Source organism: Lentzea albida (assembly GCF_900111005.1).
Classification (GTDB): domain Bacteria; phylum Actinomycetota; class Actinomycetes; order Mycobacteriales; family Pseudonocardiaceae; genus Lentzea; species Lentzea albida.
In genome coordinates this window covers 13505-37287 of sequence record NZ_FOFV01000003.1, presented here as the reverse complement: position 1 = coordinate 37287, position 23783 = coordinate 13505, and the positions used below count along the sequence as shown (strand labels likewise).

Sequence of the window (23783 nt, the reverse complement as noted above, 5' to 3'; positions counted from 1 at the left end):
ACCTCGTTCACAAGAGACTTTTCCCGTGGTCGAAGCGGGGGCGAAAAGACGAGGTCTGGTGGTCGGGGGACTGGTGTTCTCACTGGTCCCGATTCTTTACCTGCATGTCGTGTCGGCAGGTCAGCTGAGCCCGGTCTCGGACGTCATCAGCGACTACGTGTTCGTCGACAACGGCACGGGCTGGCTGGCGGCGACGTCTCTTAGCCTCGCGGCCGTCTCGGCGTTGCTCGCCGTCAACCTGCGGGGTGTAGGCAGGTCAGCGCAGTGGCTGATCGGAATCTGGTCGGCCGGGCTGACCGTGGCCACGATCTTCCCGACCGACCCGACGGGAGCGCCGACCACGATGTCGGGCTACATCCACCGGTACGCCGGCGCGGTGATGTTCGTGGCGCTGCCCGCCGCGGGCGTGCTCATCGCCCGTCAATTTCCGGCCCTGCTCGGTATCGCAACAACGGCGACGATCTCGTCCGCCGCGTTTCTCGTCAGCCACGTTTCCTTCGGCGGTTTCGAGGCGCGCGGACTTACGGAACGCGTTTTGTTCGCATCTCTTTACGTACTCCTTTTCGCCATCGCGGCACTACAGGTGAGGCGCACGTCATGACACTGCTCGCCATCACGCTCGCCGTGCTCGGAGCCGTGTGCTTCGCCCTCGCGGCCCGCCTGCAGCACGACGCGATCGCCTCGAACGGCGCGCGGGCCAGCGTCCTGCGGCAACCCCGCTGGCTGGGCGGCCTCGCGCTGCTGGTCGCCGGCGCCGGGGTGCACGCGGCCGCTCTCGGCATGGCGCCGCTGACCGTCGTGCAGCCGATCGGCGTGCTCGCGATCGGCATGACCGCGTTGATGGACCGCCGCTTCCGCGAGTTGCCGGCGATCCTGCTCACGACCGTGGGCGTCGGTGCGTTCGTGTTCTTCGCCTCGGGCAGTACGACCGCCACGAAGGTCGTGCCGGACGTCGAACTCACGGCCGGACTCGTCACTCTCGGCCTGATCGCGGTGCCGGGCGTGATCGCGGCCCTTACGTCCAATGCACGCATCCGCGCTGTGGCGTTCGCATCAGCCGGTGGCGTCGCATACGGCTACGTGTCCGTGCTGATGCGCGCCGTCTCCCAGTCCGTGCAGCAAGGCGGTTTCGGGCTCTCGCACCTCGCGTCCGTGCTCGGCATCGCCCTCTCGCTCGCAGTCGGCGGCTGGCTCGTCCAGCACGCCTACGCGGGTGGCCCTCCTCATCTCGCCGTCGCCTGCCTGACCGTGGTGGACCCGCTGGTCGCCGTGGGCCTCGGCATCTTCCTGCTCGGCGAAGCGGCCCACCTGTCCCTCGTGACCGGTGTCCTGCTGTTCGCCTGCGCCCTCGCCGCGGTGTGCGGCGTGTTCGCACTCGCTCGCCAACCTCGTGAACACATTCGAACGGAGCTTCCCGTGAACACCTCCAGCGCCCTTCGCGTCGTCATCGCCGCCGACACGTTCCCGCCGGACGTCAACGGTGCCGCGCGCTTCGCGCAGCGCCTGGCGGTCGGTCTCGCCTCGCGGGGCCACGACGTCCACGTCATCGCCCCGGACTCGCCCCGCGCCACGGAGATCCCAGGGGTGACAGTCCACCGGCTCCGGTCGCACCGGCTGCCGTTCTACCCGGACTTCCGCTTCTGCCTGCCGTGGCAGGCCTCCAAGGAGGCCGCGGAGCTGGTCAAGGCCCTGAAGCCGGACGTCGTGCACGTGCAGGCGCACTTCGTCGTGGGCCGGTTCGTCCTGAACACGGCGGTGGCCGAGGGCATCCCCACGCTCGCCACGAACCACTTCATGCCGGAGAACCTCTTCAGCCACGCGCACGTCCCGTCGTTCCTGCAGGGCCTCGCCCGCAAGTGGGCCTACCGCGACCTCGCCCGCGTCTTCGGCCGCGCCGACGTGGTGACCGCCCCGACCCCGCGCGCGGTGCAGCTGTTGCACGACAGCGGTTTCCCGCAGACCGCCGTCCCGGTCTCGTGCGGCATCGACATCTCCCGCTACCAGCGCACCGTGACGCACAACGACCGCCCGACGGCGTTGTTCGTCGGCCGTCTCGACGAGGAGAAGCGGGTCGACGAGTTCCTGCGCGCCCTCGCCCGGGTGCCCGGCGCGTTCGGCGAGATCGTCGGTGACGGCACCTGCAAGGCGGAGTGGGAGCTGCTGGCCCGCGACCTCGACATCACCGACCGCGTGCGCTTCCACGGCTTCGTGTCCGAGGACGACCTGCTCGACGCCTACGCCCGCTGCGACCTGTTCGTCATGCCCGGCGTCGCCGAACTGCAGAGCCTCGCCACCATGGAGGCCATGGCCGCGGGCAAGCCGGTGATCGCCGCCAACGCCATGGCGCTGCCGCACCTGGTCAAGCCCGGCCGCAACGGCTGGCTGTTCGAGCCGGGTGACGTGAACCAGCTGGCGCAGCGCCTGCACACGCTGGTGCACGACGAGCCGATGCGGACCCGGATGGGCGCGGCCAGCAGCGAGATCATCTCGCACCACGCGCTGGGGACGACGCTGGAGCGGTTCGAGGCGCTGTACTCGCGCGCCATGGGCAAGCCGGTGCCGGTCATCGCGCTGGCGGCCTGACGGGGGAGTTCGACGGTTCGGGGGAGCCGCGGGGGAAACACCGGTCCGGTCGCGACGTGCGGCCGGACCGGTGCCGTGAACGGACGTTCCGGGGACCGCTCTCAGCCCTCGTCGGCGGGGAAGTCCGCCGACGCGCTCACCGCGGCCCACTTCTGCGTCTCCGCCGTCCGCCGGGCCTCCGCCGCCAGCACCGTCTCCACCGCCGCGGCGCCCAGCACCAGCCTGCGCGGCGGCTCGTCGGACCCCACCACGTCGAGGACCACCCGCGCCGCGCGCACCGGGTCGCCCGGCTGCCTGCCGTCCGTCTCGTCGCGGAACCGGTTGATCGCGCCGACGGTCTCCTCGTAGTCCGCGCCGACCTCGTGCCGGACCATCGACGACCCCTGCCAGTCGGTGCGGAAGGCTCCCGGTTCGACGATCACGACCCGCACGCCGAACGGCGCCACCTCGTTCGCCAGCACCTCGGAGAAGCCCTCCACCGCGAACTTGGCCGTCTGGTAGGCGCCCATGCCCGGTGTGCCTCCCGCGCGCCCGCCGACGGACGAGAACTGCACGAAGGTGCCGGAACGCTGCTTGCGCAACACCGGCAGCGCCGCTCGGGTCACGTTCACGACGCCGAACAGGTTCGCCTCCACCTGGGCGCGGAAGTCGGCCTCGGACATCTCCTCGATGGGCGCGCTGTTGGCGTAGCCCGCGTTGTTCACCACCACGTCGAGCGAGCCGAACGCCTCGACGGTCTCCTCGACCGCACGGCGGGCGGCCTCGGGATCTGTGACGTCCAACGCCACCGCGCGCACCCGGTCCGGGTACCGCTGCACCAGGTCCTGGAGCTGCTGCGGGTTCCTGGCGCTGGCGACGACCCGGTCGCCCGCCTCGGCCGCCGCCTCGGCGATCCTGCGCCCGAACCCTCGGGACGCCCCGGTGACGAGCCACGTCTTCGACATGATCCAGCTCCTTAAGTGTCACAACTTGTGACACTTAAGACGTCCGGTGCGGCGGGAAAATGCCCGCTGACGTGCATGGCGCTCGTCACACGGCGCCGACACCGTTCAGGAAAGTCCTGACCACCAGCGCGGCGGCCTCGGCGGGCTCCAGCGCGGGCATCTCCTGCGCGACCGTGTGCAGCTGCGTCTGCAACGTCCGCAACGACCACCCGGCGGGCAGCCCGGGAGCCAGCACGCCCTCCCGTTCGGCACGGCGCAGGAAGTCGTCCATCCGCGCGTCGAGTTCCTCGCGCCGCGACCGGATCGCCGGATCGGTCGCCGCGCGGACGTCGACGGGCCAGTCGCGGCTCAGCCGGATGCCGCGCTCGCAGAACGCCGGCAGCGCCTCGCGGACCGGCCGGTCGACGAGCGTCTCGTCGATCAACGCCTCCAGCTCGTCGAGCCGTGCGCGGTAGACCGCCAGCAGCAGGTCCTCGCGCGAGTCGAACCGGCGGTAGACGGTCCGCCTGTCCACGCCCGCCGCGGCGGCGACGTCGGTGATCCGTGCGAGGGGGTCCGTGGAGAACACACGGGCTGCCGCGCGCAGCACGGCCTGGATGTTGCGGGTCGCGTCGGCCCTCACGACAGCTTCGCCTCGATCCTCCGAGCCACCACCAGTCCCGCCGGCGACAGCGTCAACTCCTCCGGGTGCTCCCCCTCGCCCTCCACCAGGAACCGGTACAGCGAGGCGTGCCCCTCCAGCCGTTCCCGCAACACGGCCGCCACATCGCACCCCGGCGGATAAACAGCCGGGATCGCCTCGTCCACCAACTGGTCGCGCAGCCGGCGGCGTTCCAGCCGCGGCACGTACCAGGGTGTGATCAGCAGCAACGTCAGGCCGAACGCCAGCGCCGTCCCGATCACCGCCTGCCAGCCCCAGCCGCGCGGCCCGATGACCAGCAGCACGTCGGCGACGGCGAGGTAGCCGATGCCGTAGATGACGGCCCATCCCGCGGTGGCCGCGGCGGGAGGCTCGGCGCGTTCCGTGCCCCACACGCCTTCGACCCGGCGCCACCGCTGCAGCGACCTGCCACCGGTCAGCGCCATCCACATCCCGAACGCTCCACACAGGACGGACGCCGGGATCACCAGCCACGGCCGGGTGTGCAACCCGAACCGCCACACCGACCACGCCACCGCCGCCACCACCAGCACCACGGCGGCCTGCTTCCAGCGGCGCCGCACGATCTCGAGCGGCCGGAAGTCGGCCAGCACCGCCAGAGGAGTGCGGATCGGCGACGGCAGGGAACCCAGCACCAGCAACGCCGCCACCACGAACGCGACACCGGCCACGGTGATCGTGCCGGTCGTGATCTCCGCGCGGTCACCGGGCAGCCGGTCGACGGCTATGGCCCCCAACGGGATCACCGGTGACAGCAACACCAGGCCGTGCAGCATCGTGCCGCTTCGCAAAGCCGCGTACCCGAAAGCGCCGAGCAGACCGGCCGCGCCCAACGCCGCGCCGGGACCCGCGGCCCACGCCGGCAGCATCCCGAACATCGCCATCACGACCAGCGCGCCGCCGACCGCGAGTCCCAGCAGTCCCAGGAACTGCGCGAGCTGACCGCCGCGCGTCAGACCGGTGATCGTCCAGTAGGGGAGCAGGGCCGCGCCGCGCACCACCCGCGTGACGGGACGGACGGCGGCGAGCCCGGAGCGTTCGGAGTCGGCCACCGTCACGGCGACGGCCGCGGCGGTGGCGGCCGTGCGGATCATCTGGTCCGACGCGGCCTCCTGGGTCAGCGGCTCGCGGCCGATGCCCGCGCGGTCGAAGGCGTTCAGCGCGCTCATGCCCAGCGTGACCGTGTGCTCGGCCGGGTTCTCCAGGCGCCGCAACAGGTCCGCGTGCTCCTCCAGGAACAGCTCACCCCGCGAGCGCTTGTCCGCGCCGTCACCGCGGTCGGCGATGATCGCGGCCCGCAGCCGGGGCAGCTCCTCGCAGATGATCCGCCAGTGCAGGCCCCACGCGGCCAGTTCGGCGAGCTTCATCGACGACGGCGACAGCTCGTTCTCGGTCTCGTAGATGCCGGCGAGCTCGACGCGGGCCTCCTCGGCGCACGCGGCGACCTGCACCGGCAGCTCCAGCCCGAACATGGACCGCACCACCTCGTCGACCACGGCCTTCGCGCGGGCATCGGCCGTGCGCGTGTCACCGGCCGGGCGTCCCAGCAGGTCCATGCGCCGCAGCCGGCGCGGGTCGAACAGCACGCGGCACAACATGGTGGCGCCGTCGAGACGGCCCCAGATCCAGTCGTTGACCCGCCACGACCGCTTCAGGAAACCGGAGAAGCGCGACAGCGACGCCCCGCCCGCCTTGTCGTCGGCGGTGATCGACTGCCGCGCGAAGGCGTTGCGCGTCTGCAGCGACACCTGCACCAGCTCGACCGGCGTGTCCATCCCGGTCGAGGCGTCGTCGGACAGGCACGTCCCGGCGATCTCCAGCGCCAGCATCCGCGACAGCCACCGCTCACCGTCGTCGAGACCGGCCTCCGAGGCCGCCGCGGGCGCGCCGAGCAGGGCGTGCCAGCAGACGAGCCCGCCGAGCTTCATCCGGTGCTCGTCCAGCCCGCCGATCACCCGCTGCGCCTCGCCGACGATCCGCCCGACCTCGGCGACCTGCGCCCGGACCTCCAGGCCGACGTGCCCGTCGACCATGTGCTCGTGGTAGCTCGCCAGCCTGCCGGTCCAGTAGGTCTCGCCGAGCGAGTCGGACGGCTTCCAGTCGAACAGCTCCTCCCGCAGCCTGCGCAGTTCCGCACGCACCTGGTGCAGTTCCCGGCGTGCCCGCGTGATCTGCTCGGCGTGCTCCTCCGGCACCACCCACACCAGCCGCTTGAGCAGGTCGAGCGCCGACGCCCCGAGGCGTTCGGCCATCGTGATGCCCCACTCCCAGCCCACGTCCTCGCGGCACACGGCACCCGGCAGCCGCACGCCCGGCACGTACGGCAGGACGCCGTGCAGCGCCTTCCACTTGCGCTGCGCGGACTCCGCGGCCCGGCGCGCCCGTTCGAACGACCAGTTCGCCGGGTTCCCCTTGGGCAGCGCGAACTGCTGCGCCGTCACCTGACGGGCGGCGAGCCGGATCTCGACGTCCTCGTAGTGGCCGAAGAGCTTGTCCGCCAACGAGTACACCTCGCCGACGACGTCGTCACCGGCGGTGTGCAGCCGCTCCAGCAACGCCATCCGGCCACCCCGGCTGCTCGCGGCCCTGCGGTTGTGCTCCTCGATCTTCTCGACGTAGGTCCTGTTGGCCTGGCTGGACATCGCACCCAGCAGCTTGCCGCCGGACCCCACGGTCGTGAGCCCCTTGCCGGGCATGTCCGCCACCGGCTCGGTGCCCAGCGGCTCGGCGTGCGGGAAGACCAGCAGCATCACGCGGCGCACCGGTCCGTCCGCGGGCATCCGGTCGATGGCCTCCAGCGCCTCCCTCGTCGGCGTGTTCACGAGGACACCGCCGTCCACCGCGAACCGGCTGCGGTCGCCGCCGCCCGCCCAGCTGGCGACGTCCGCCATGTCCGGGCGGTCCGGCGTCGCCTGGCCGCCGACGGGGATGAAGCTCGGCTCGAACGCGAACGGGAAGCTGGCGCTCGACCGCGCCGCCAGCGCGAGCTGCAGCACCCGGTCGTTGAGCACGTCGGGCGTGAAGTCGTCGCGCGTGTGCTCGGACACCCAGTTGTAGGGGTCGCGGCGGAACGAGAACGACCCCTGGTGCACCGACTGCGACAGCGGCTGGCCCAGGTCGTCGTAGGTGGTCGTGGGGACGCCACCGAGCAGCGTGGTGGTGATCCTCAGGTCGATCGGGCGCTCGTTCGGCTCGGTCGGCGCGAAGTCCGTGGTGAGCCGGGCCAGCGCCTCCTGCAGGCGGGGCAGGAAGAACTCGTCGCCCTTCAGCAGCGACGCGGGCGAGCCCCGGAACGGCGTCCGCAGCAGTTGTTCCATCCGCCCCTGCTCGGCCCACAGGTCCCGCAGGCGGGTCAGGTCGGCGTTCCTGTTGACCTGCGACAACGCCAGCGCGGCCCCGTTGATGCCCCCGGCCGACGTGCCCGCGATGACGTCCGCCCGCGCGGTGCAGCCGACGAGGTCGAGCAGCGGCTGGTACACCGATCCGGGCCTGGTCAGCCGGTCGAGCTCCAGCACGACGCCGCCCATCCAGACGGCGAGGCTCACGCCCCCGTTGAGCACGACGGCGAACCGGACCTCTTCGCGCGACATGGGTTGCTCGGACATGCCACGTCACCCCCTCCGCCGACGATCTTCCTCTGTCCGTTTCTCGTCCGCCGGAGGTTTCGGGTTACGACTGTCAGACGTGCCCGCCACCGGCAGGGTCGGACTTGAGGAACGGCCCCACCCGCTTGCGCGCGATCAGCACGCACACGGCGAACGTGATGACGGCACCCGCGACGGCCTGCGGCACCGTGTACGCGCGCCCGTCGAACGCGGACCCGGTCGGCGGCAGGATGACCGCGATGATCGCCGAGGTCACCATGGCGAACATCCGGAACTTCGGCCCGACCACCGCCGTGGCCAGCGGCAGCGCCGCCCACAGCACGTACCAGGGCTGGAGCACCGGCCCGAGCACCAGGATCGCGCCCAGCGCCGCGCCCAGGCCGTTCATCGCCTTGATCCGGCCCTTGAAGCTGCGCCACAGCAGCACGACCGTGATCACCACGGACACGGCCTGCCCGAGCAGCCTGGTCAGCGAGATCATGGCCTCGGTGTGGTTGCCGAGGCCGAGCAGGATGCCCGTACCCGCCCCCAGGAAGCCCAGCGCGGTCGGCGGCGACATCCACGACTTCACGGTCGACGCGACGTTCAGCGTCTCGACCCACCCGAACCCGAACCCGGTGCCGAGGCAGATCACCACCACCCCGGCCGCCGCTATCACCGCCATGATCCCGGCCACCAGCGCGAGGTGCTTGAACTGGCCGCCGAGCTTGCGCGCCACCAGCACGCCGAGGAACCCCAGAGCGGCCATCGCGGGGATCTTCACCATCGCGCCGCACACGATGACCCCGGAGCCCAAGGCGATCCACGACCACTTCAGCGGTTCGAGCCCGCGCATCGCCAGCTCGAAGCCGACCAGCATCAGGCCGAGCGCCAGGCCGTCGTTGTGCACGCCGATGACGATGTGGAACAGCACCAGCGGGTTCAGCGCGCCGAGCCACAGCGCGCCGACCGGAGGGACCCCGAAGCGGGCCGCGAGCCGGGGCAGCGCCCACACGATCATGCCCAGGCCGACCAGCACCAGCAGCCGGTGCACGAACACGCCGGACACCACGTGGTCGCCGGTCAGCATCGCCGTCAGCCGGCCGAACGCGAGGAACAGCGGCCCGTACGGCGCGGGCGTCTCCCGCCAGATGTTCGGCACACCGCGCGTGAGCACGTGGTCGACGCCCAGCGCCGTCGCCGGACCCAGTTCGTACGGGTCCTGGCCGCGCGCGGCGATCTCGCTCTGCGCGAGGTAGGAGTACACGTCGCGGGAGAACATCGGCACGCAGAAGACCAGCGGAACGGTCCACATCAGCAGCGTGCGGTCCATCTGGCCGCGCGAGATGAGCCTCGGCCTGCCGGGCTTCACGAACCTGCCGAGGGCCAGCCAGGCGGACACGATCATGAAGATGCCGGTCCACACGACGCCCATCGCCACGCTGGGCATCCGGGAGAAGAGCCCCAGAACGGGCACGCCGTAGAGCGGGGAGTAAATGGGGGCGGCGCCGCCGCCCAGCGAGCCCACGGTCAGGAGCAACGCGCCGATGGTGCCCCAGCGACGCACGATGTCCAGCTGGCGACGCTCCCGGCCGTTCAAGAGGTCGCTCTCCGGAGTCACGGCTCCGCCGTTCGTGGGCATGTGGGCAGGGTATCGAGCCACGTTCAGCCGTGAGTCAGGTCACCCTGTGACCGCGATCTTTGCGACCTCCGGCGAAATACGCAACACTGGTGTTGTGAAAAACGCCGAGACCCACCTTGACGCCGTGCCGCAGCACGACGGCAAGACTCGGCGTGCCGTCGCCAGGCTCCTGCTGGAGCAGGGCCCGGTCACCGCGGCAGCCGTCGCGGAGGAACTGGGCATCAGCCCCACGGCCGTGCGTCGTCACATAGACGCGCTGCTCGCGGACGGCGAGGCGGTGACCAGGGACGCGCCCCGGCAGACCCAACGTGGCCGAGGTCGTCCCGCGAAGCTCTTCCTGCTGACGGATGCCGGACGCGCCCGGTTCGGCCACGCCTACGACGACCTCGCGGTCGCCGCGATCAGGTTCCTCGCCCAGACGGGTGGGGAAGAGGCTGTGCGCGCCTTCGCGCAGAGCCGTGTCGACGCACTGGTGGACCGGCACCGTTCAGCGATCGTGGCCCAGGTCACGCCCGCCGAACGGGCGAAGGCCCTCGCAGCCGCGTTGACCAGGGAGGGCTACGCTTCATCGGCCCGCAACGTCGGGGTGGGTGAGCAGTTGTGCCAGCACCACTGCCCGGTCGCCCACGTCGCAGCCGAGTTCCCCCAGCTGTGCGAGACCGAGACGGAGACGTTCGCGAACCTCCTCGGTACCCACGTGCAGCGCCTCGCGACGATCGCCCGCGGCCACGCCGTGTGCACGACGCACATCCCGAACGTTCAACCCGGCTCTGCCGGAAAGCTCATCCCAGATGATGGAGGGGAGCCCGCATGACTGCCGCTGCCGAGCAGCGCACGCCCACCACGGTGCAGTCTCCGCTCACGCAGGAAGAGACGATTGCGTCTCTCGGCAACTACGAGTTCGGCTGGGCCGACTCGGACGTCGCCGGCGCGAGCGCCCGCCGAGGCCTCAACGAGGAAGTCGTCCGCGACATCTCGGCGAAGAAGGACGAGCCCGAGTGGATGCTCGACTACCGGTTGAAGGCGCTGAAGCTCTTCGACCTCAAGCCGATGCCGAGCTGGGGCGCTGACCTCTCTGGGATCGACTTCGACTCGATCAAGTACTTCGTCCGGTCCACGGAGAAGCAGGCCGCCAGCTGGGAGGACCTGCCCGAGGACATCAAGAACACCTACGACCGCCTGGGCATCCCCGAGGCCGAGAAGCAGCGCCTCGTCGCCGGCGTCGCGGCCCAGTACGAGTCCGAGGTCGTCTACCACCAGATCCGCGAGGACCTGGAGGAGCAGGGCGTCATCTTCCTGGACACCGACTCGGGCCTGCGCGAGCACCCGGAGCTGTTCAAGGAGTACTTCGGCTCGGTGATCCCGGCGGGTGACAACAAGTTCTCCGCGCTGAACGCCGCGACGTGGTCCGGCGGGTCGTTCATCTACGTGCCGAAGGGCGTGCACGTCGAGATCCCGCTGCAGGCCTACTTCCGGATCAACACCGAGAACATGGGCCAGTTCGAGCGCACGCTGATCATCGTCGACGAGGGTGCCTACGTGCACTACGTCGAGGGCTGCACGGCGCCGATCTACTCCTCGGACTCGCTGCACTCGGCCGTCGTCGAGATCATCGTGAAGAAGGGCGGCCGCTGCCGCTACACGACGATCCAGAACTGGTCGAACAACGTCTACAACCTGGTCACCAAGCGCGCCAAGGCCGAAGAGGGCGCGACCATGGAGTGGGTCGACGGCAACATCGGCTCCAAGGTGACCATGAAGTACCCGGCCGTCTTCCTGATGGGCGAGCACGCCAAGGGCGAGGTCCTCTCGATCGCGTTCGCGGGTGAGGGCCAGCACCAGGACGCCGGCGCCAAGATGGTCCACATGGCCCCGCACACCTCCTCGACGATCGTGTCGAAGTCGGTGGCGCGCGGCGGTGGCCGCACGTCCTACCGCGGCCTGGTCCAGGTCAACAAGCGGGCGCACCACTCGAAGTCCACGGTGAAGTGCGACGCGCTGCTGGTCGACACCATCAGCCGCTCGGACACCTACCCGTACGTCGACGTCCGCGAGGACGACGTCGCGATGGGCCACGAGGCCACGGTCTCGAAGGTCTCCGAGGACCAGCTGTTCTACCTGATGTCGCGCGGCCTCAACGAGGACGAGGCCATGGCCATGATCGTGCGCGGGTTCGTCGAGCCCATCGCGCGCGAGCTGCCCATGGAGTACGCCCTCGAGCTGAACCGCCTGATCGAACTGCAGATGGAAGGGGCCGTCGGCTGACATGGCCGCCCTGTCGACTCAACCTCACTCCCACGGAGCTGTCGTTCCCGTCGCCTCGCGCGCAGAGCACTTCACGTCCTACGACGTGGACGCGTTCGAGGTCCCGGGCGGCCGTGAGGAGATCTGGCGCTTCACGCCTCTCAAGCGTCTTGCCGGTCTGCACTCCGGCGCTGCGGCAACGGGTTCCGCTGCCGTCGAGGTGAACGCCGCCGCCGGTGTCACCGTCGAGACGGTCGGTCGTGAAGACGACCGCCTCGGCAAGGCCGGCGTCCCCGGTGACCGCGTCGCCGCGCAGGCGTACTCGTCCTTCTCGCAGGCGACGGTCGTGACGCTGCCCGGCGACGCGAAGTCCGAGCCCACGACCGTCACCGTCACCGGTGCGGGCGAGGGCCAGGTCGCGTACGGCCACGTGCTCGTCAAGGCCTCGCAGTTCGCCGAGGGCACGGTGGTCCTCGACTACCGCGGCTCCGGCGCGTACGCCGAGAACGTCGAGTTCGTCGTCGCGGACGGCGCGCACCTCCAGGTGATCGCGATCCACGACTGGGCCGACGACGCGGTGCACGTCTCGCAGCACCACGTGAAGCTCGGTCGCGACGCGTCGGTCAAGCACACCGTGGTGACGCTGGGCGGCGACGTCGTCCGCATCACGCCGGTCGTGCAGTACGCGGCCAGGGGCGGCGACGCCGACCTGGCCGGTCTGTACTTCGCGGACGCGGGCCAGCACCAGGAGCACCGCCCGTTCATCGACCACTCGCAGCCCAACTGCCGCAGCAACGTGGTCTACAAGGGCGCGCTGCAGGGCGATGGCGCGCACACCGTGTGGATCGGCGACGTGCTGATCCGCGCGGCGGCCGAGGGCACCGAGACGTACGAGCTGAACCGCAACCTGGTGCTCACCGACGGCGCGCGCGCCGACTCGGTGCCGAACCTGGAGATCGAGACCGGCGAGATCGAGGGTGCGGGCCACGCCAGCGCCACCGGCCGGTTCGACGACGAGCAGCTGTTCTACCTGCAGGCGCGCGGCATCCCGGAGGACCAGGCACGGCGACTCGTCGTGCGCGGCTTCTTCCAGGAGCTGATCGCGAAGATCAACGTCCCCGAGGTGCGCGAGCGCCTCGAGGCCGCCATCGAGGCAGAGCTCGAGGCGGTCGGCGCGTGATCAAGGTGTGTGCACTGTCCGAACTGGACGACCGCAAGCCCTTCGCCGCCACCGTGGACGACGTCGACGTCGTCCTGGTGCGCGAGGGCGAGCGGGTGCACGCACTCGCGGATCTGTGCTCGCACACCGCGGTGTCGCTGAGCGAGGGCGAGGTCTCCCGCAAGGGGATCGAGTGCTGGTTGCACGGGTCGTGCTTCGACCTGCAGACCGGCAAGCCCTCCTCGCCGCCCGCCAGCGAACCGGTCGACGTCTACGCCGTCGACATCCGTGACGGCGATGTTTTCGTCGACGTCACCGTCACCACGAACTGACTTAGTTAGACCACCAGGAGATTCAGCAGTCATGGCCACCCTTGAGATCAAGGACCTGCACGTCTCGGTCGTCAGCGAGGACGCTCCCAAGGAGATCCTCAAGGGCGTCGACCTGACGATCAAGGCCGGCGAGACGCACGCCATCATGGGCCCCAACGGCTCCGGCAAGTCCACGCTGTCCTACGCGATCGCCGGGCACCCGAAGTACACGATCACCTCGGGCACCGTCACCCTCGACGGCGAGGACGTCCTCGAGATGTCCGTCGACGAGCGCGCCCGCGCGGGCCTCTTCCTCGCCATGCAGTACCCGGTCGAGGTCCCCGGCGTCTCGATGTCGAACTTCCTGCGCACCGCCGCCACCGCCGTCCGCGGCGAGGCCCCCGCCCTGCGCCACTGGGTCAAGGAGGTCAAGGGCGCGATGGCCGACCTCGACATCGACCCGGCGTTCGCCGAGCGCTCGGTGAACGAGGGCTTCTCCGGCGGTGAGAAGAAGCGCCACGAGATCCTGCAGCTGGGCCTGCTCCAGCCGAAGGTCGCGATCCTCGACGAGACCGACTCCGGTCTGGACGTCGACGCGCTGCGCGTCGTGTCCGAGGGCGTCAACCGCTACAAGGCCTCCGGTGAGGTCGGCGTCATGCTGATCACGCACTACACCCGGATCCTCAAGTACATCCAGCCGGACTTCGTGCACGTCTTCGCGAACGGCCGGATCGTCGAGTCCGGTGGCCGCGAGCTGGCCGACGTGCTCGAGTCCGAGGGTTACGTGAAGTACACCGGCAAGACGGAAGCCGCAGCCATTTCCTAGCGTTGTAGCGGTTGAGAGGAGGCGCTGTGACCACCACCGCAGCACCACTGGACGTCACCGCCCTGAGGGCGGACTTCCCGATCCTGTCTCGCACCGTTCGTGACGGGAAGCGCCTGGTCTACCTGGACTCCGGCGCCACCTCGCAACGCCCGACGCAGGTTCTGGACGCCGAGAAGGCGTTCTTGCAGCAGCACAACGCCGCTGTGCACCGCGGTGCGCACCAGCTGGCGGAAGAGGCGACCGACGCGTACGAGGGTGCGCGTCAGCGCATCGCGGACTTCGTCGGCGCCGACTTCGGCGAGCTGGTGTTCACCAAGAACGCCACCGAGGGCTTCAACCTCGTGGCGTACGCGATGGGCAACGCCGCCACGTCCGGCCCCGAGGCCGAGCGCTTCGTGGTCGGCCCCGGCGACGAGATCGTCGTGACCGAGATGGAGCACCACGCGAACCTCGTTCCGTGGCAGCAGCTCGCCGCGCGGACCGGCGCGACCCTGAAGTGGTTCGAACTCACTTCGGACGGCAGGCTCGACCTGTCCGATGTGGACAGCGTGATCACACCCAGGGCGAAGGTCGTGGCGTTCACGCACCAGTCGAACGTGACCGGCGTGATCAACCCGGTCGACGTGCTCGTCGCGGCCGCGCGGAAGGTCGGCGCGCTGACCGTGCTGGACGCGTGCCAGTCCGTTCCGCACGGCCCGGTGGACTTCCACCGGCTGGGCGTCGACTTCGCGTCGTTCTCCGGCCACAAGATGCTCGGCCCGTCCGGCATCGGTGTCCTCTACGGACGGCGTGAGCTGCTGGAGGCGCTGCCCCCCTTCATCACCGGCGGTTCGATGATCGAGCTGGTGAAGATGGAGGGCTCGACGTTCGCCCCGCCGCCGCAGCGCTTCGAGGCCGGTTCGCCGATGACGTCCCAGGCCGTCGGTCTGGGTGCCGCGGTGGACTACCTCAGCATCGTGGGCATGGAGCGCATCCACGCCCACGAGCACGCGCTGACCGTGGCGGCACTGGAAGGCCTGTCGGCGGTGAAGGGCGTCCGCCTGATCGGCCCGGCCGACGCCGTGGACCGCGGCGGCGCCGTGCCGTTCGAGATCGAGGGCGTCCACCCGCACGACGCCGGCCAGGTGCTCGACAGCCTGGGCATCGCCGTGCGCGTCGGCCACCACTGCGCGTGGCCGCTGCACCGCTGCCTGAACGCCCAGTCGTCGGTGCGCGCGACGTTCTACCTGTACAACACGCTGGACGAGGTCGACGCACTGGTCGACGGCGTCCGCGAGGCGCAGAAGTTCTTCGGGGTGGCCTGAGATGCAGCTCCAGCAGATGTACCAGGAGATCATCCTGGACCACTACAAGAACCCGCACGGCCGCGGCCTGCGCGACCCGTTCGACGCGGAGTCGTTCCAGGTCAACCCGACCTGCGGCGACGAGGTGACGCTGCGGGTCAAGCTCGACGGCGACGTGGTCTCCGACGTCTCGTACGACGGCCAGGGCTGCTCGATCAGCCAGGCCTCGACGTCGGTGCTGACCGACCTCGTCGTGGGCAAGCCCGTGGGCGAGGCCTTCCAGAAGCTGGACGCGTTCGTCGAGCTGATGCAGGGCCGCGGCCAGGTCGAACCGGACGAGGACGTGCTGGAGGACGGCATCGCCTTCGCCGGTGTCGCGAAGTACCCGGCGCGCGTGAAGTGCGCGCTGCTGGGCTGGATGGCCTTCAAGGACGCAGTAGCACGAAGCCAGGGAGCAGCATGAGCACCGAAGAAGTGGTCCGGGGAGCCGAAGGCATGCCGGTCTTCGAGCCCAAGGCTGACGTCGCCGCTCTGGACGACGTGGAAGAAGCGATGCGCGACGTCGTGGACCCCGAGCTCGGCATCAACGTCGTCGACCTCGGCCTCGTCTACGACATCCACATCGACGACAAGAACGTCGCCACCATCGACATGACGCTCACCTCGGCGGCCTGCCCGCTGACCGACGTCATCGAGGACCAGACCCGCGCCGCCCTCACCGGCGGCACGGGAGGCGGCCTCGTGAGCGACTTCCGCATCAACTGGGTGTGGATGCCGCCGTGGGGCCCGGAGAAGATCACCGACGACGGCCGCGAGCAGTTGCGCGCGTTGGGCTTCACCGTCTGACCTGTTCTCGCCGAACGGCGCGCACCCCTCCGCGGGTGCGCGCCGTTCGTCGTTTCAGAGCAGGTCGAGGAACACCGGCGCCGCCAGGGAGTCCGAGGTGCTCGCACGTGCCTCGGCCAGGCTGACCAACCGGGAGCTCTGCTCGTACCCGTCGGTGTCGACCCAGCCGGGTCCGCCGTCGCGCCGGGTCGCCGTGCCCTGGAAGACGACCTGGAGGAAGTCGGGGTAGGGGTACGCGTAGCCGGGCGGGCGCGGGGCCAGGTGCTCGAAGTGGAGCCACCCCAGGACGCGGAGGCTGTCGCGTTCGAGCAGCCACCCGGTCTCCTCGTGCACCTCACGAGCGGCCGTGTCCGCGTGCGACTCGCCGGGTTCGCGCCTGCCGCCGGGCAGCGGATGCCCGCCGTCGGGGTTCTCGCAGAAGACGACCAGCTCACCGACCCGTACGACGCACCTCACCGACGTGACCAGCTCGTCGGGCAGGTCGGCCGGCGTGGTGTGGGCGCTGAGCCGCAACGGCATCGCGCCGCCCCGCCACGACACCTCGCCGGTGAAGGCGGGTTCGCGCTCGGCCAGCAACGCCGCCAGCAGTGGATGACGCGCCCCCGCGCCCTTACCCGCCATGTCCACCATCGAAACACAAATCCACTATCTGGAACATCCCGGTGAACTCGATTAAATGCGTTGCGACCCCCGGCGGCCCTCGCATAGCTTGGTTCCAACAACGAACGACAGAGATCAACCGGAGGAAGACATGCTCACCAAGGCGCAGCTCGCGGGATGGCGAATTCTCGCCCTCATCGCCGGCGGTCTGCTGGCGGTGGCGTGGGGCTCCACGCCATGACCTGATCCCCAGGTCATGACCTCGGAGCCGCCCACGTGCAACGTGGGCGGTTTTCTTTTTCCTGCCGGTGAGCTTCGGAAGCGGAACTGCCTCCAAAACAGTTTCCCGAGGGTTCGACTCCTTCCATCGGTGCTGCCCGAAAAACAATGCGGTCGTGGTGAACTCGGCGGACACGTCGGTCTTCCAAACCGAAGCAGAGGGTTCGATGCCCTCCGACCGCTCGTCCTGAAAGTGGATCTAGCCCAACAGGCAGAGGCACATGGTTGAGGGCCATGACAGTCGGGGTTCGACTCCCCGGATCCGCACGCCCCGGTAGCCCAACGGAAGAGGCAACGCGCTCAGAACGCGTCCAGTGCAGGTTCGAATCCTGCCGGGGGCACGTACAACGTCCACACAGGAGCCCGTGACCGCGCTGGTCACGGGCTCCTGTGCGTCTGGGGACATTTCGTCGATCCTTTCGGCTGCTGCTCCGATTGCCGGAAGTTGGTCGGCGGGCAGCTTGATGGTCAGAGTCACGTAGTTGCTGTTCGGGTGTAGCCGGACCGTCCGCTGGGTGGTGTCGAACAGCTTCCGCAACAGCTTCTCGGGTGCCTTGGACAGTTCGATCCGTAGCTGTGGAAGCGCGTCGATCAGGTTGACGTCCTCTTCGCTGGGCTTGGCGGGCTCGGCCTCGTCGATGGCGTCGAGTTCCGTGACGGCGGCCAGGCAGGCCTGTTTCTCGGCTTCGAGGTCGTTGTAGCTCTGGCGCAGTCCTCGGCTGAACGGGTCATCGGGATCACCGCTCTGCGCCTGACGCAGGATGGTGTCCTGGCGGCGAGCGATATCGGCAATGCCGCGTTGCAGTCGCTCTCGTTGGGCCTGTCGTTCCTGGGTTTGCCGGTCGTCGACCGTGGCGAGTTCGGCGGCGAGGATGGCTCGACGGTGCGGGCCGAAGACCCTGTCGGCGTAGAACGCGGCGATCGCGTCGAGCAGCTTGCTTTCTCGGATGTAGACCGTCTTGGCGTGGTCGGGGTAGTTGTCGGGACGTCCGCGGTTGTTGTTGCGTGGCCAGCACAGGTAGTAGGCGCGCTCACCGCGTTGGCTGCCGAACATCCGACGCCCGCAGGAGTCGAACACCATGCCACGCAGCACGTAGGTGCGAGCGGTTGCCGGGTGGGTGTTCTTTTCGTTGCCGTCGCGAGAGCCGCGCTTGGTCTGCCTACGTGCGTTGAGCTCGTCGAACATCCACTTCGGAATCAGTGGCTCGTGCGCGGGCTCGGTGGACCACACCCACTTCACCGGGTCGTTGATCTTGCCGCGCCTGGAGCGTGAGGCGCGACGGTTGAACACCTGGTAGCCGGTGTACTTGGGGTTGCGCATGATCTCGTAGACGCTCGTCTTACCCCAGGCACCGCGTGCCCGAACCTTGCCGGGTGGCACTGGTGGCGGGTACTTGGCGGGATCGGCATTCAGGCGGTCGGCGATGGTGTCGTAGCCGAGACCTTCGTGATAGCGCCACGCGGCGATCTGCGTGACAGTCTCGCCTTGAAGACCGTCGGGCTCGAGGCGTGTCTTGGTCTGTCCCTTGGCGGCCTTGGTCGGATTGGGGTGCCGGTAGACCTTCGCCTTGTAGCCGTACGGCGGTTTGCCGATGTTCCAGCCCTCGCGCACGTGCGTGCACAGTCCGCCCCACGACTGTTCAAGGGTGTTGAGCACTTCGTACTCGGCCACCGACTGGTTGATCCGTCGCTGCAGAATTCGCTGCGCCCGACTGCCGGTCAACGTGATCGGCTCGTTGGAGGCGAACAGCGGAACCTCGACTCGTTCCAACGCCCGTTCGATCGAGAGACCCTCGAAAGTGCGGCGGGCGACACGGGCCACGCTTTCGCAGATCACGACATCGAACCGGCGACCTGGATGTGGGGCTTCGTCGAGCAGGTCGGCGACTCCACCGTCACGAGCGATAGGGATGTCGTAACGCTCGTAGTTCTCGCCTCGCCCGCGTTGGTCGAGTTCCATGCGGCCGGCCTCGACGTCGTAGAAGTGCGCGACGATTACCCACGACTCGGGGATGGCGGCCTTGCAGTTTCCGAGCTGCCGCAACATGGACTGACGCGGATCCTGCTGGTCGTCCGTTGACGTTCGAGCGAGGAAGGCGACTCGGACTTCGTTGCGCAGCAAGGCTGTCGGCATGCCGAGCGGCGAGACCGCGTAGTCCGACAAACCTGACGGCCCAGACGGCACGACAGAGAGCGCGGCGGGGAACCGTGCGGCCAGTGACGGTGCGGGAGGGTCTATTTCGGGGTTGTTCGGCGTGTTCACGCAGCCTCCCGTTCGTCGGGTTGTTCGGCGCGTTCCTGGGTCATGGCCCAGTCGAGAAGGTCGTGGATCACGGCGTTCAGCTCGCCGCGCAAACGATCGCCTTCGGCGCCACTCGCGTAGCGCACGTGACCGGAGAAAGTCCAGTTCTTCGTGCGCTTTCCTGTCCCATCATGCCGCCATACGAACTGGTCAGGGATCGCATGGGGCGGGATTTCGATGTCACCATCGGGTGCTTTTCGAGGCAGCGGAACAACATTCGCCTCGTCGTACGGTTGGGGGTCCATCGGAGGCAACTCCGGATGCCCGTGAGCACGCTCCTGGTGCGCGTGAGGTCACAGGCGGTTGTTCGGCAGGCCAGGTTGTGGCGTCGAACAGGACGAACCAACTGGTGGGCCTCGACTCCCCGACTGCACTTCGGCACCCGCCGGGGCCGGCGATCACCGGCTGTGTGGTTATGTCCGGACGTTGTTGCCCTCGGTGAAGCGAGACAAGCAGCGAGACCTGGGCGAGACGGCCGAGACGGGCTGTCTCGTCGTGGTCTCGCTGTCCCGCTTGCGGTCTCGCTGGTGGCGAGACGGATGGGCGTTCGACGCGAGTCCGGAACACGTTCGTAGGCAAGGAACTTCAGGTGGGTCAGGTCATGCTGCGTCCAGATGAGTTGTCAGCTGCGTGGTTCGTGGCGCGAGGTCGGCGAGCGCGCGGCGACGGGTGTGGCCGACCGGCAGCCACAGGGCGTCCACGATGGACGGCGAGGCGGGCGCGATGTGGAAGCCGGGCGCGGCGAGCTGGTCGCTGGGCAGGGTTGCTACAGGCACGGGTGCCTTGTGCGGCCAGCGTTGTGCGAGGGCGACATGGAAGTTGCGTTCGCGGCTGGTGCTCGGGAGCTGGAACAGGGTGGGCTTGCGGAGGCCGGCGTCGGCCAGCTCGGCGTACTTGCCGACTTTCTCCACCAGGGTCTCGATGGTCTCGGTCCCGGTGTCGTGTTCGTAGAAGAACGAGAGAGTGTGGTCGTGATCGGTGTACTTGCCGAAGGCGTCGGGACGGACGATTCCTGCGCAGGTCTCGCCAATTTCGCTTTCTGGCCACCACTCGTCGAGCGCGCACTCTGGGGCGTGTCGAGCGTGCCCCGCCAGCGTGGCGAAGAAGTCGTTGACGCCAAGCCGATGTTCGGTGTGGGCGGAATGTGCGAGCCGAAGCACGGTCTCGGTGACCGTGGCGGGGCGTGGCAGCGCGACCCCGGTGGCGGCGGCGTGCACGACAGCGCCGACCGGACCAAGGGCGTAGCGCCATGGCTGGGAGCCGGGCCAGATGTCGTGGCGGAAGCGGGCGAGCACGCCGCGCTCGTGCAGCACGGCGAGCCGGGAACGGGCATGGGAGTAGGAGCCGAACACCAGCCGGGCAAGCTGCAACGCGGTGAGCACCTGGTGCCGTGCAAGGTAGGAGATTACCTCGGCGTCGCGGGCGGTCAGCCCGCGCGACTGCCTGAGTACGTCGGCCCGGCTTGCCGCGCCGACCTCCACCCTTGGTGGTGTATGTGGATTGATCCTTGAATGTCGGGAGACGCGCACTCTTCCTCCACTCCTGCCGTGTACTGCGGAAAGGTCGGTGTTGGGGCGGTCAGTCAGTGGGCCAGTCATAGGTGGCTCGTTGGCTGGCCGGTGGTTGGCCTGCTGAGTGGCCCACCGATTGACCTGGCACCAGCCGGTCGACACGGGGCGCTGCGCCAACGTGCCGACGGCGAGCGGCGCGGGCGCGCTGCTCGGCGGTCAGGCCGGTCCGTTTGCGTGCTGCGGCCCTGAGTTGTTCAGCACGGCCTGGGATCGACGGAGGCAGTGGTTCTGTAGTGAGCGTGAAGGGTGGCACGTCGTGTCCGTGGTGGACGGTGCGAGCCAGGACCTCGAACGCGGGACGCCGTGCCAAGTCGCGTTCGTCGAAATAGGGCGCCACGTGCCGCGCGAGTTTGGTCGCGTCGTTCGGTGAGACGGTGAACAGAATTTTGTTGCGAGCGTTGGCATCCACCGCCTCCCGCACATCCGCCGGCAGCTGCGCGAGATGCTGATGCGCCAGCACGAGCGAGAGCCGGTAGCCGCGAGCCTCGGCCAGCGCGTCGTCCACACCGATCGGCATGTGCAGGAAGTTGTGGCACTCGTCCACCACGACGGTGGCGTCCCTGCGGTCGTCCGGCGCCAGGGCGGCACGGCGCGTGGCCGCGGACCACAGCCCGGACAGCAGCAGCGACCCGACCAGCTGGGAAGCATGCTCACCGATCTCGCCCTTGGGCAGCCGGGCGATGAGGATGCCACCGTCGAGGATCTCGGTGAGGTTGATCGTGGAGGCCGCGGTGCCGAGCAGGTCGCGGGCGAACCTTCGGGACAGCACCGACCGCAGCCGCGACAGCACCGGCCCGGCGAGTTGGTTGCGCTGCCCCGCGGACAGGGCGTCGTAGCCTTCCCAGAACCCGTCCAGCCCCTCAGGCTCCCCGTACTTCGTGAGAATGGCGCGGCGGAACTCCGGCCGCGTCAACACCGGGATCACCTCGGCCAATGTCGATCCTGGTCTCCGCACCAAAGTCAGGCAGGCCGCGCGGAGCACGTCGTCCATCCGCGGTCCCCACCAAGCGGAGTACAGGCGGCGGAACACACCGACCACGTTCTCGGCGGCCCACTCTCGCCCAGTCTCGCCGTCTCGTACAGAGGTCTCGGTGTCTCGTTCCGGTGTCTCGCCGGAGTCGAGTGGGGCGAGCACGTTCCACGCCGGAGGTGCCTCGGTCTCGGCGGGGTCGAGAATCACCAGTCGGTCCCCGGCCGACGCAGGGAGCCGGTCGAGCACGTGGCGGGCCAGATCTCCCTGGCAGTCCAGCAACACGACGCCGCGCCCGGCATCCGCTTCGGCGAGCACGTGGTTGGCCAGCCAGGTCGACTTGCCCACGCCGGTCACGCCCTGGACATGGACGTGGTGGCGGGCATCCTCCACCCGCAACGCGATCCCTTGCGGCGGCCCGTCATTGGCGACGCCCAACGGTTTCGGCGTTTTTCGGTCCGGATGATTCGCGGGAACGAGCCGCAGGCGCGTCGACCGGCGTCGACCTGCAGGCGCGGAGTAGTCAGGCTGCGGCATCGCGGCCTCCTTCGTCCTGCCGGGGGTGGCGGGGGTTGAAGCGGGGCAAGTCTCGGCGGGGCCGCCGGATGCGGGCGGTGGCATCTGCGATGCCGTACTGCGCCGGCTGTTCGGGCAGGTGCCACAGTGCGGCGGCCTCGTCGAGAGTGACCAGGAACCGGTCTCGGCGGCGTCCAGGCAGCCTCTGCACCAGTTGCCGCTCCGCGCGGTGAGCTGGACGAGTGGCCAGGATGGCTGCGGGCGCGGCGAGGTCGTAGCCGTTGACGAGCTCGTTCACCCCGCGCCGCCGCAACCGTCGTGACACCGGCGAGCTCACCGCCAAGCGCAGAGTCGCCTGCAGATGCGGACCGTGTGCTTGCTTGGCCGCTATCGCTTTGCGGTACGCGGCGACCGCCGGATCCTCCGGCGTGCTGGTGTCCGCGGATACTTCATGGCTGTTCGCCGAGCCTTTGGTGAGCAGCGCGTCCGCAACCGCGAGGAAGATCAGGAACGGCGCTTTGAGCAAGCCGAGCGCGATCCGTGCCCACCAAGCCCGACCCCGGTCACCACGTGGGCGGCCTGTGCGGGTTGTGGACACGATGAGCTGCACACACGCGGATTCCGCCTCGCCGCGGCCGGCAAGTCCGGCGAGCACGCTGTGCAGACTGTCCACCTCGGCGACCTGTCGCCGCGTGGTGCGGAAGGGATCCAGCAACGGTGCCCACGGGCCACCGCGCGGCAGCACGTGCGCTGCCGTCACCCGCGCCGCGCCGGTGCCGAGCAGTTCGGGCGGGGTGTCGGTGACGGTCGTGCGGGCACCGGGCCAGCACCGCCCGATCACCTCGGCTACCGACGACGCCGACAATGCTGGAGGCACCCACACACCCACGCGCATCCCAGTGGCATCGGCGACGAACTCCACGGCCAGGTGCCGCGGCGCCAACCCTCGGCGAGTGCGCGACAACAGGCCCGCCAGCGCCCTCCACAGCCCGCGCGCACCGTCGGCAGGCATAACCGCGGGCGGGGTGATGCCCACCCACGATGCCCTCTCGGCCGCCTCCGCACGGGCACGCCGCACCACCACGGCGAACAGTGCGCCCGCCGCCGACACCGCCACGGCCACCACCACGAACAGCGGCCACCAGGCTTGGACAATGCGCCAGGCCATGCCTGCGGCGTACGACAGCCACGCCCACAGGCTCGGCGGATCGCACAGAACGACGCCACCGGCGAGTCCGCGGCCGTGCAGTTGTCCGATGTGGACGCGGGCCAGGTTGGCAGGGCGTGATGATCAGTAATGGGAAGATTGCGTGATGGCATGACGTCTCGACCTCCACGTGCACGGGGATGCGTCGTGTTCACTGGGACAGCCGTCCGTGCGACGGTGCGCCGCGATGCAGACAGCCCCGCACGTGTGGATGGCGCGGGCGTGTCGCAGCGGCGAGATGTCGGCGGACGAAGG

20 protein-coding genes, 3 tRNA genes and 1 pseudogene are annotated in these 23783 nt (G+C 69.4%); 14 read left to right on the top strand and 10 right to left on the bottom strand.

Annotated features, from left to right (window positions below; all coding sequences use genetic code 11):
* The first annotated feature begins 25 nt into the window (after positions 1 to 25).
* Together BMY74_RS09160 and BMY74_RS09155 are read left to right on the top strand one after the other, a co-directional pair.
* A complete protein-coding gene (locus BMY74_RS09160; protein WP_089912813.1) occupies positions 26 to 601 on the top strand; it encodes a DUF998 domain-containing protein in 576 nt (191 codons plus the stop codon).
* Positions 598 to 2583 (top strand): glycosyltransferase, encoded by a 1986-nt coding sequence (locus BMY74_RS09155; RefSeq protein ID WP_089912810.1) that lies wholly within the window; start codon positions 598 to 600, stop codon positions 2581 to 2583. The genes BMY74_RS09160 and BMY74_RS09155 overlap by 4 nt, the downstream gene beginning before the upstream one ends.
* Positions 2584 to 2684: 101 nt before the next feature.
* Here the strand turns inward: BMY74_RS09155 and BMY74_RS09150 are convergent, their stop codons facing one another.
* The 4 genes from BMY74_RS09150 to mptB form a co-directional block, all read right to left on the bottom strand.
* The gene (locus BMY74_RS09150; RefSeq protein ID WP_089912807.1) at positions 2685 to 3527 is read right to left on the bottom strand and encodes an oxidoreductase; all 843 of its coding nucleotides are present in this window, start codon (positions 3525 to 3527) and stop codon (positions 2685 to 2687) included.
* An 85-nt stretch (positions 3528 to 3612) separates the two neighbouring features.
* The gene (locus BMY74_RS09145; protein ID WP_089912805.1) at positions 3613 to 4149 is read right to left on the bottom strand and encodes a TetR/AcrR family transcriptional regulator; all 537 of its coding nucleotides are present in this window, start codon (positions 4147 to 4149) and stop codon (positions 3613 to 3615) included.
* Complete coding sequence (locus tag BMY74_RS09140; RefSeq protein ID WP_089912802.1) at positions 4146 to 7793, bottom strand: patatin-like protein; 3648 nt, start codon at positions 7791 to 7793, stop codon at positions 4146 to 4148. Before BMY74_RS09140 ends, BMY74_RS09145 begins: the two co-directional genes overlap by 4 nt.
* A 73-nt stretch (positions 7794 to 7866) precedes the next feature.
* Positions 7867 to 9414 (bottom strand): polyprenol phosphomannose-dependent alpha 1,6 mannosyltransferase MptB, encoded by a 1548-nt coding sequence (mptB, locus tag BMY74_RS09135; RefSeq protein ID WP_089912798.1) that lies wholly within the window; start codon positions 9412 to 9414, stop codon positions 7867 to 7869.
* Positions 9415 to 9538: 124 nt separating this feature from the next.
* Here mptB and BMY74_RS09130 point away from each other — a divergent pair, with 124 nt between their 5' ends.
* Genes BMY74_RS09130 through BMY74_RS09095 form a run of 8 tightly spaced genes read left to right on the top strand, consistent with a single transcriptional unit; the run spans position 9539 to position 16083 of the window.
* Positions 9539 to 10228, top strand: a complete 690-nt coding sequence (locus BMY74_RS09130; RefSeq protein ID WP_342716652.1) for a helix-turn-helix transcriptional regulator — start codon at positions 9539 to 9541, stop codon at positions 10226 to 10228.
* The gene (gene sufB, locus BMY74_RS09125; protein WP_089912795.1) at positions 10225 to 11679 is read left to right on the top strand and encodes a Fe-S cluster assembly protein SufB; all 1455 of its coding nucleotides are present in this window, start codon (positions 10225 to 10227) and stop codon (positions 11677 to 11679) included. The genes BMY74_RS09130 and sufB overlap by 4 nt, the downstream gene beginning before the upstream one ends.
* 1 nt (position 11680) lies before the next feature.
* The gene (sufD, locus tag BMY74_RS09120) at positions 11681 to 12838 is read left to right on the top strand and encodes a Fe-S cluster assembly protein SufD (protein WP_089912791.1); all 1158 of its coding nucleotides are present in this window, start codon (positions 11681 to 11683) and stop codon (positions 12836 to 12838) included.
* Complete coding sequence (locus BMY74_RS09115; protein WP_089912786.1) at positions 12835 to 13149, top strand: non-heme iron oxygenase ferredoxin subunit; 315 nt, start codon at positions 12835 to 12837, stop codon at positions 13147 to 13149. The genes sufD and BMY74_RS09115 overlap by 4 nt, the downstream gene beginning before the upstream one ends.
* Before the next feature lie 31 nt (positions 13150 to 13180).
* Positions 13181 to 13954 (top strand): Fe-S cluster assembly ATPase SufC, encoded by a 774-nt coding sequence (gene sufC / locus BMY74_RS09110; RefSeq protein ID WP_089912782.1) that lies wholly within the window; start codon positions 13181 to 13183, stop codon positions 13952 to 13954.
* A gap of 26 nt (positions 13955 to 13980) precedes the next feature.
* Entirely contained in the window at positions 13981 to 15258 is a 1278-nt protein-coding gene (locus tag BMY74_RS09105; RefSeq protein WP_089912779.1) for a cysteine desulfurase, read from the top strand.
* Position 15259: 1 nt separating this feature from the next.
* Positions 15260 to 15700, top strand: a complete 441-nt coding sequence (gene sufU / locus BMY74_RS09100) for a Fe-S cluster assembly sulfur transfer protein SufU (protein WP_089912775.1) — start codon at positions 15260 to 15262, stop codon at positions 15698 to 15700.
* Positions 15697 to 16083, top strand: coding sequence for a metal-sulfur cluster assembly factor (locus tag BMY74_RS09095; RefSeq protein ID WP_089912772.1), 387 nt, complete (start codon positions 15697 to 15699; stop codon positions 16081 to 16083). The genes sufU and BMY74_RS09095 overlap by 4 nt, the downstream gene beginning before the upstream one ends.
* 54 nt (positions 16084 to 16137) lie before the next feature.
* Here the strand turns inward: BMY74_RS09095 and BMY74_RS09090 are convergent, their stop codons facing one another.
* Positions 16138 to 16704, bottom strand: a complete 567-nt coding sequence (locus tag BMY74_RS09090; RefSeq protein WP_177229651.1) for an NUDIX hydrolase — start codon at positions 16702 to 16704, stop codon at positions 16138 to 16140.
* A 368-nt stretch (positions 16705 to 17072) separates the two neighbouring features.
* Here BMY74_RS09090 and BMY74_RS09085 point away from each other — a divergent pair.
* The 3 genes from BMY74_RS09085 (at position 17073) to BMY74_RS09075 (ending at position 17303) form a co-directional block, all read left to right on the top strand.
* Positions 17073 to 17145: transfer RNA gene (locus BMY74_RS09085), tRNA-Gly, on the top strand.
* A gap of 10 nt (positions 17146 to 17155) precedes the next feature.
* Positions 17156 to 17229: transfer RNA gene (locus tag BMY74_RS09080), tRNA-Leu, on the top strand.
* A gap of 1 nt (position 17230) precedes the next feature.
* A tRNA-Leu gene (locus BMY74_RS09075) sits at positions 17231 to 17303 on the top strand.
* A gap of 872 nt (positions 17304 to 18175) precedes the next feature.
* Here the strand turns inward: BMY74_RS09075 and BMY74_RS46955 are convergent.
* Positions 18176 to 18388: pseudogene (locus BMY74_RS46955) on the bottom strand (recombinase family protein); the annotation flags it as partial.
* 60 nt (positions 18389 to 18448) lie between these two features.
* Here BMY74_RS46955 and BMY74_RS46075 point away from each other — a divergent pair.
* Positions 18449 to 19042, top strand: a complete 594-nt coding sequence (locus tag BMY74_RS46075; protein ID WP_245785994.1) for a hypothetical protein — start codon at positions 18449 to 18451, stop codon at positions 19040 to 19042.
* 179 nt (positions 19043 to 19221) lie between these two features.
* Here BMY74_RS46075 and BMY74_RS44100 read toward each other — a convergent pair whose 3' ends face one another.
* From BMY74_RS44100 to BMY74_RS09055, 4 genes are all read right to left on the bottom strand, one after another.
* The gene (locus BMY74_RS44100; protein ID WP_143091502.1) at positions 19222 to 19509 is read right to left on the bottom strand and encodes a hypothetical protein; all 288 of its coding nucleotides are present in this window, start codon (positions 19507 to 19509) and stop codon (positions 19222 to 19224) included.
* Positions 19510 to 19863: 354 nt separating this feature from the next.
* Positions 19864 to 20745 (bottom strand): replication-relaxation family protein, encoded by an 882-nt coding sequence (locus tag BMY74_RS09065; RefSeq protein WP_177229650.1) that lies wholly within the window; start codon positions 20743 to 20745, stop codon positions 19864 to 19866.
* Between the two features lie 97 nt (positions 20746 to 20842).
* The gene (locus BMY74_RS09060) at positions 20843 to 22342 is read right to left on the bottom strand and encodes a type IV secretory system conjugative DNA transfer family protein (RefSeq protein ID WP_177229649.1); all 1500 of its coding nucleotides are present in this window, start codon (positions 22340 to 22342) and stop codon (positions 20843 to 20845) included.
* Positions 22329 to 23489, bottom strand: a complete 1161-nt coding sequence (locus tag BMY74_RS09055; protein WP_089912760.1) for a hypothetical protein — start codon at positions 23487 to 23489, stop codon at positions 22329 to 22331. Before BMY74_RS09055 ends, BMY74_RS09060 begins: the two co-directional genes overlap by 14 nt.
* Positions 23490 to 23783 lie beyond the last annotated feature (294 nt).